General features: G+C 37.1%; 7 protein-coding genes and 1 tRNA gene. 5 read left to right on the forward strand and 3 right to left on the reverse strand.

Going from position 1 to position 6,004, the window contains the following annotated elements:
* The first annotated feature begins 358 nt into the window (after nucleotides 1-358).
* The 5 genes from Q0K35_RS02325 to Q0K35_RS02345 all read left to right on the forward strand — a co-directional run bounded on the left by Q0K35_RS02325 (nucleotide 359) and on the right by Q0K35_RS02345 (nucleotide 4,241).
* Nucleotides 359-1,465 carry an Mbeg1-like protein gene (locus Q0K35_RS02325; protein WP_294561066.1) on the forward strand — a complete coding sequence of 369 codons (1,107 nt, stop codon included), beginning with the start codon at nucleotides 359-361 and terminating at the stop codon, nucleotides 1,463-1,465.
* Between the two features lie 78 nt (nucleotides 1,466-1,543).
* A complete protein-coding gene (locus Q0K35_RS02330; protein WP_294561067.1) occupies nucleotides 1,544-2,749 on the forward strand; it encodes an FprA family A-type flavoprotein in 1,206 nt (401 codons plus the stop codon).
* On the forward strand, nucleotides 2,749-2,991 hold the full coding sequence (locus Q0K35_RS02335; RefSeq protein WP_294561068.1) for a hypothetical protein: 243 nt from the start codon (nucleotides 2,749-2,751) through the stop codon (nucleotides 2,989-2,991). Before Q0K35_RS02330 ends, Q0K35_RS02335 begins: the two co-directional genes overlap by 1 nt.
* Before the next feature lie 63 nt (nucleotides 2,992-3,054).
* Nucleotides 3,055-3,130, forward strand: a tRNA-Asp gene (locus tag Q0K35_RS02340).
* A gap of 151 nt (nucleotides 3,131-3,281) precedes the next feature.
* On the forward strand, nucleotides 3,282-4,241 hold the full coding sequence (locus tag Q0K35_RS02345; protein WP_294561069.1) for a hypothetical protein: 960 nt from the start codon (nucleotides 3,282-3,284) through the stop codon (nucleotides 4,239-4,241).
* 12 nt (nucleotides 4,242-4,253) lie between these two features.
* On the opposite strand, the gene Q0K35_RS02350 is transcribed toward Q0K35_RS02345, so the two are convergent.
* From Q0K35_RS02350 to Q0K35_RS02360, 3 genes are all read right to left on the reverse strand, one after another.
* A complete protein-coding gene (locus Q0K35_RS02350; protein WP_365936204.1) occupies nucleotides 4,254-4,589 on the reverse strand; it encodes a type II toxin-antitoxin system PemK/MazF family toxin in 336 nt (111 codons plus the stop codon).
* Nucleotides 4,586-5,575, reverse strand: coding sequence for a hypothetical protein (locus Q0K35_RS02355; protein WP_294561071.1), 990 nt, complete (start codon nucleotides 5,573-5,575; stop codon nucleotides 4,586-4,588). The genes Q0K35_RS02350 and Q0K35_RS02355 overlap by 4 nt, the downstream gene beginning before the upstream one ends.
* Nucleotides 5,576-5,640: 65 nt before the next feature.
* Entirely contained in the window at nucleotides 5,641-5,829 is a 189-nt protein-coding gene (locus Q0K35_RS02360; RefSeq protein WP_294561072.1) for a hypothetical protein, read from the reverse strand.
* Nucleotides 5,830-6,004: the final 175 nt, after the last annotated feature.

Raw genomic sequence — 6,004 nt, forward strand, 5'->3', positions numbered from 1 at the left:
TGAACCCGCAACCCCCAGAACCGGAATCTGATGCTCTATCCAGTTGAGCTACTAACACATCACTTTAGAATTATACCATAAAATTCATGTGAAGACATAAAAAGTTTTATTTTTGATCAATTTCTTCAATTTCATGTTTCACTTAAATAGAATTTATATAAAATATCACACTGAGAAAATATTATTTATAAAAGCATCGGCTTGGCTGAGAGATGTTAGTATCTGTGTTTGAAAGGATATGTCAGATTTTTGCTCGTATTGCTGATTAATATAAGACAGTGATATCATTATATAATAATCAGTAACGGAGATTGACTTATGACTTATTTCATATACAATTGAATATGGGAGTGATCGTATGAATCTGCTTGATTATGTGGCATGGCGTGGTGATCTTAGTTTTGAAGAGCGGGCATTCAATGAAATTGATTCTTTGATATTAAGCATTCTCTCTTATGAAAATTATGATGGGATCCTTGTAAAAGAAAGTGAAAAAACATTAAAGGAAACTGCTGATCGCTTTTTCCAAAAATATGATGAAGAAACATTGAAGAATCGGGTATCACTGACAAACCGCAGCTATGAATTATTAAAAGAAGCAGCAAAAACTGTACGCTTTGGAGAACTTGTCATGTGCCATTATGTGAATGAGGTGGATGAGCGACAGGAAGTACAGTTTGCGGCCGTGACGTTTTGTTATAGGAATGTGTGGAAATATATTGCTTTTCGTGGTACGGATGATACGATTGTCGGATGGAAAGAGGATTTTGCAATGACCTATCGAAATGAGGTCCCCTCACAGCATCGGGCAATGGAATATATCAAACAAATCGATGCAAGCTCCTCTCTGCTGGATAGGGCATTGAAAAAGAATGTTTATTATATTGGCGGTCATTCGAAAGGAGGCAATCTTGCCATGTATGCGGCAGCAGCTGTTCCGGCAAAGATTCAGGATCAGATCAGGCGTGTCGATAATTTCGATGGGCCGGGCTTTCATGAAGAGATGTGCAAAAGACCTTCGTTTCAAAGAATTCTTCCAAGGATTCATACCTATATTCCTACCGGCAGCATTTTTGGACGGTTGTTTACTCATTTTGAAAAAGTCAGTATCATAAAGAGTGATCAAAGCGGTCTTTTTCAGCACGATGCCTTTAGCTGGCATGTGACTGCCCAACATTTTGTTTATCAGGAGGATATGACTTTAGGAAGTGAAAAAGCCTCTGCGAAATTAAACGGTATGCTGGAGGAATATACACCTAAGCAGCGTGAAGAACTGGTGTCTTCTCTATTCAGCGTCTTTGAGAAATTAAAGATTCATACGTTAAGTGATCTGACAAAACTTGATCTTTCTAAGGGAATCATGGCTATTCGTGAAATTAGCGCTTTAGATGGCAAAAGCAGAAAGGTATTGATCGATATGTTGAAGATCATCTGGGATGTGAGTGAAATATCACCATTTAAATAGTCATAATAATTGAAAATAACAGGTAAGTTGATTATAATAATAAAAGTTACTTTGAAGTATTTCAGGGGGTAAAAAATTATGCACTGTGTAAAAAAAGTAAAAGAAGATATCTATTATGTAGGCGGCAGTGACCGCAGGCTTGGACTGTTTGAAAACGTATATCCGATCCCGTATGGCATAACGTATAACTCATATTTGCTGATGGATGATAAAAAAGTGCTGATGGATACGGTAGATCGTTCAATCTCCCAGCAATTTTTAGAGAATATTGAATATGTTTTAGGAGAAGAGTCCCTTGATTATCTTGTGATCCAGCATATGGAACCGGATCACTGTTCCATGGTGAGATGCCTTTTACAACGTTATCCGGATTTGAAAATTGTGGGTAATATGCAGGTTAAAAAAATGCTGAAGCAGTTTTTTGATTTGAATTTAGACAATTATTTGGAAGTAAAAGAAAACGATACCCTAAATACAGGACGTCATACCTTGAAGTTTATTAGTGCACCGATGGTTCACTGGCCTGAGGTCATGATGACATATGATGCATATGATAAAGTTTTATTTACAGCTGATGCCTTTGGTTCATTTGGAACGATGGATGGAAATCTGTTTGATGATGAGGTCAATTTCAAGAGCGAATGGCTGAGTGAAGCCAGACGTTATTATACGAATATTGTGGGTAAGTATGGTCCTCAGGTATTAAATGTATTAAAGAAATTGCCAACGCTGGATATCGAGCTTCTTGCTCCTTTGCACGGCCCGCTTCATCGAAGCGATATCGAATGGTATGTAGAGAAATATCAGAAATGGGCAAGCTATGAACCGGAAGATAAGGGAGTCTTGATTCTTTATGGATCGGTATATGGCAATACGGAAAATGCTGCCAATGTGTTAGCAAATGAGCTTTCATCAAGAGGAGTAAAGAATTTGAAGGTATATGATGTCAGTAAGACACATCCTTCTTATCTGATTGCAGAAGCGTTCAGATGTTCTCATCTTGTGACGGCTTGTGTGACTTATAACAGCGGTATCTTTGTGAATATGGAGCATCTGCTTCATGATCTGAAGGCTCATAACCTGCAGAATCGTACCGTGGCACTGATGGAAAATGGCAGTTGGGCCTGTGCGGCCGGTAAGCAGATGAAGGATTTCTTTGAAGGTATGAAAAACATGCGCGTGCTTGAAGAAAAAGTAACGCTTGCATCTTCCATGAAAGAAGCCCAGCAAAAGGATGTAGAGGCTCTTGCAGATGCGATCGTTTGCAGTATGGAGAATGAATAATGGCTGAAATCAGCTTTCAGCATATTTTTGACATCAATCAGTTATTTAAAAAGAAGGGTATTGAGTATTCCATACATTTATTTGGCGGCTGTTCATCCTGTGGTGCTTATCTTCTCTGTGAGGGAGAAAATATTGGGCATGAGGAACTTGAAGCTGTCATGAATGAATATTTCAAAGAGAAATGGTTAAAGATTTATTTATCTGATGATTTATCCTTACGTGCGGAATCCCTGTTAAAATAAAATATGAAAAAAAAACTTGCGTATGAATCACATTTAGTGTATCATAATAAAGCAAGTTTACATGGTCTAGTGGTGTAGTGGTTAACATGCCTCCCTGTCACGGAGGAGATCGTGGGTTCGAGTCCCATCTAGACCGCCATTTTTTATATCGGAAACTATGCCACGGCATAGTTTTTTTACATGCTAAGACAAAGAGGATCATTATTTAATTATAAATTTATTGTAAATATTTATATTGAGTTAATAGTCATGGCGTTTTATAATATTAGACAGCAGGCAGGTGATAAATCATGGATTCTATAAAAAAATTAGTTAATAAGAAATCGTTTATGACAGGAGTAATTTTAATTTTACTGGTTTTGATTCTTTGGATTTATTTTATGGTTAGGCCGAATGATGAAAAAGAAGTTAAAATACAGAACGTGGAACTTGAGGAACTTCAGATATTTTTTGATAAAGAAATTCTTTCAGGGATCGAAGATTTGAGTATTGAAAAAGGAAGTGATGTTGATTTAGGGGCACTTGTTGATTTTGATGGAACGATCATTAAAAATGTAGAAACGGATGATAGTCAAATTGATTATGATACGAAAGGAAATTATGAGGCCGTTTATACGATAACTTTTGATGGGGATTCACTTCGTCGGTTTTTAGATGAAAATGAGGCAGAAGTTTCATTTGATACAGAAGGTACAGAAGTCATTGTTCGAGTTGTGAGCGATATTACTATTACGGATGAAACCGAAAAGGAAAATGAAGAAGTATCATCAAATTCAGAAACAGGATCAAATCCATCATCAGAAAATAATACTTCTGCTTCTGATCCTACCGGCACTAATGAAAATACGAATAAAAGTCCTAATAAGGATACAGGTACCTCTCATCAGCATCAGTGGCAGCCGCATTATGCTGAAAGATGGGTATCGAATATCGTAACTGTCGTTGATGTTCCTGAACAGAAAGTAAGTGGTGCTCGTTTTTATGTAAAGGATGCGCAAGGAAATTTAGTAGCGCAAGGTCCGACATATTGGTTTGAAAATGGTTTTACTTTAGATGATTTAAAAGAAATCATAAAAAATGGTATTAAGAATGCAGATGATGAAGGCCTTTATGAAGGTGTATATTATGGCAATTATCAAAATGTCACTAAAACGATTCCGGCTGTGACTCATGAAGAAGATCAGGGATATTATGAAAAATATATTGATTATTACTTTTGCAGCTGTGGCGCAACAAAAGGTGCTGAATAAAGCACCTTTTGTTTATATATTCAAGGATATTTTTAAAGCTTGATCGACCATGGACATGATATGTTCATCTAAATGGGTGATCTTGCTTTTTAAGCGTTTCTTGTCAATCGTTCGAAGCTGTTCGCATAGGATCATGGAGATATAATCCAGCTGTTCGCTTTGAAAGATCACATGGGTGGGCAGGGGAGGCTTATTTAGTTTTTTTGATATGGGAACGATGATCAAGGTCGTTGAATGCTTATTTCCCATGTTGTTTTGAACAATGACCACCGGACGAATCCCTTTTTGTTCGCTGCCGATACCTCCTGCCAGATCGGCATAGTAGACATCACCTCTTTCGATCATTATTTCATGACGGCGACTTGCAGAGAGCTCATGACGCTCATCATTTCATCGACACTCAGTGTTTGTGAATATACATTCATTTCTAAATTCTGATAATAGCCTAAACAGCTTCCGCCGTCATAAAAGCCGACCATTTCGATCGTATCGATCATTTCTCCGGATTTAAATACGGTTTGGGTATCGCCTTGAGCTTTTTTGAGCGTCTGTACGACCGTAAATGAATGCTCACCATCATATTCTAAAATATGTCGTACTTCACCGTTGACTTCATAGGTAGAGCTGTTGACAAGCTTGCTGTCATAGACGCTGACAGGATACAGAGGAAGATCGGCTTCGCTTATAAGAGAAGAAGATACGGTATTGTCCAATGTTTTCGGTGAATCAAAGATTTCATCTTTAATATCGTTGTTGTACTCTACGCTGGAAAAAAGAATTTGAAGCTGTAAAGTATTCTGATCATCATAAATATGCACACTGATTGGTTTAGAGTCTTTGTCAAATAGAATTTCCTGTGTTTTATAAGTCTTATTGTTCGGATAATTGACATTGCTTTTGATAAGCGTTCCATCCTTTGTTTTTTCACTGATGCTGTCTTCCTGTCTGATGATGTCATACATCGTTTGAATCAGATAGGGTTTTGGTGAATTAAGCGGCCATTCGCCTTCAAATTTGAAGATCTGATTAAGGCTTGGGGTAATGACAAAGACACCTTCTTTGTTTCGTAATAGAATCTGTTCCTGATTCAAATTCTTATCAAAAAGAGAAACCTTGAAATATTGATCATTTTCTCCCTTTTTGAAATTGATTTCTAACATATAATTCTTAATATCTTCACCCTTGTTGATTTCCATTTCACCTTTGAGCGTATAGGTGTTTAGATCACTAAATACCCGGTCGGCTTTTTTCGCAAAGGAGGTAGGACGGAAGATGAAAAGACAAACGGCAATAATGAGTGTACCTGCAGCAATTAACATATATTTCTTTTTCATGAATGGTTCTCCTTAGTCATTCTATTTTATGAAAGAAAAATAAAAAAATTACCGTTGCCGGTAATTTAAAGAATTTCAAACTGGTGACTCAGCAAAAGACGTTTAACATAAGCCAGTTCATCGTTGCCGCCGTCCATGGACATCGACTTGCTGGCAAGAGAGATTTCATATTTGATCGGCTCATTTTCCATCAAAGCCTCGATTTTTTGCTTATCTGCTTCATCCAGCTTTCTAAACAACAGGATCCTTTTCATGTTAACCTCCATACTTTATTATTATACATCAAAAAACTAAAAAGATAAATGTTAAGAAACGATTGTTCCGGCTTCACCTGAAAAAGTCCCTTTGAGATGGATACGAATCTTATTTTTACGTGCATATTCAACACACTGATCATGAAGGACACGGCATCGAAGAGAAAGCATATGA

Source organism: uncultured Traorella sp., assembly GCF_944327115.1.
Taxonomy (GTDB): Bacteria; Bacillota_I; Bacilli_A; order Erysipelotrichales; family Erysipelotrichaceae; genus Traorella.

Coding starts and splice junctions, on each gene's coding strand:
- Q0K35_RS02325 (WP_294561066.1), top strand. CDS start 359: ATGAATCTGCTTGATTATGTGGCATGGCGTGGTGATCTTAGTTTTGAA.
- Q0K35_RS02330 (WP_294561067.1), top strand. CDS start 1,544: ATGCACTGTGTAAAAAAAGTAAAAGAAGATATCTATTATGTAGGCGGC.
- Q0K35_RS02335 (WP_294561068.1), top strand. CDS start 2,749: ATGGCTGAAATCAGCTTTCAGCATATTTTTGACATCAATCAGTTATTT.
- Q0K35_RS02345 (WP_294561069.1), top strand. CDS start 3,282: ATGGATTCTATAAAAAAATTAGTTAATAAGAAATCGTTTATGACAGGA.
- Q0K35_RS02355 (WP_294561071.1), bottom strand. CDS start 5,575: ATGAAAAAGAAATATATGTTAATTGCTGCAGGTACACTCATTATTGCC.
- Q0K35_RS02360 (WP_294561072.1), bottom strand. CDS start 5,829: ATGAAAAGGATCCTGTTGTTTAGAAAGCTGGATGAAGCAGATAAGCAA.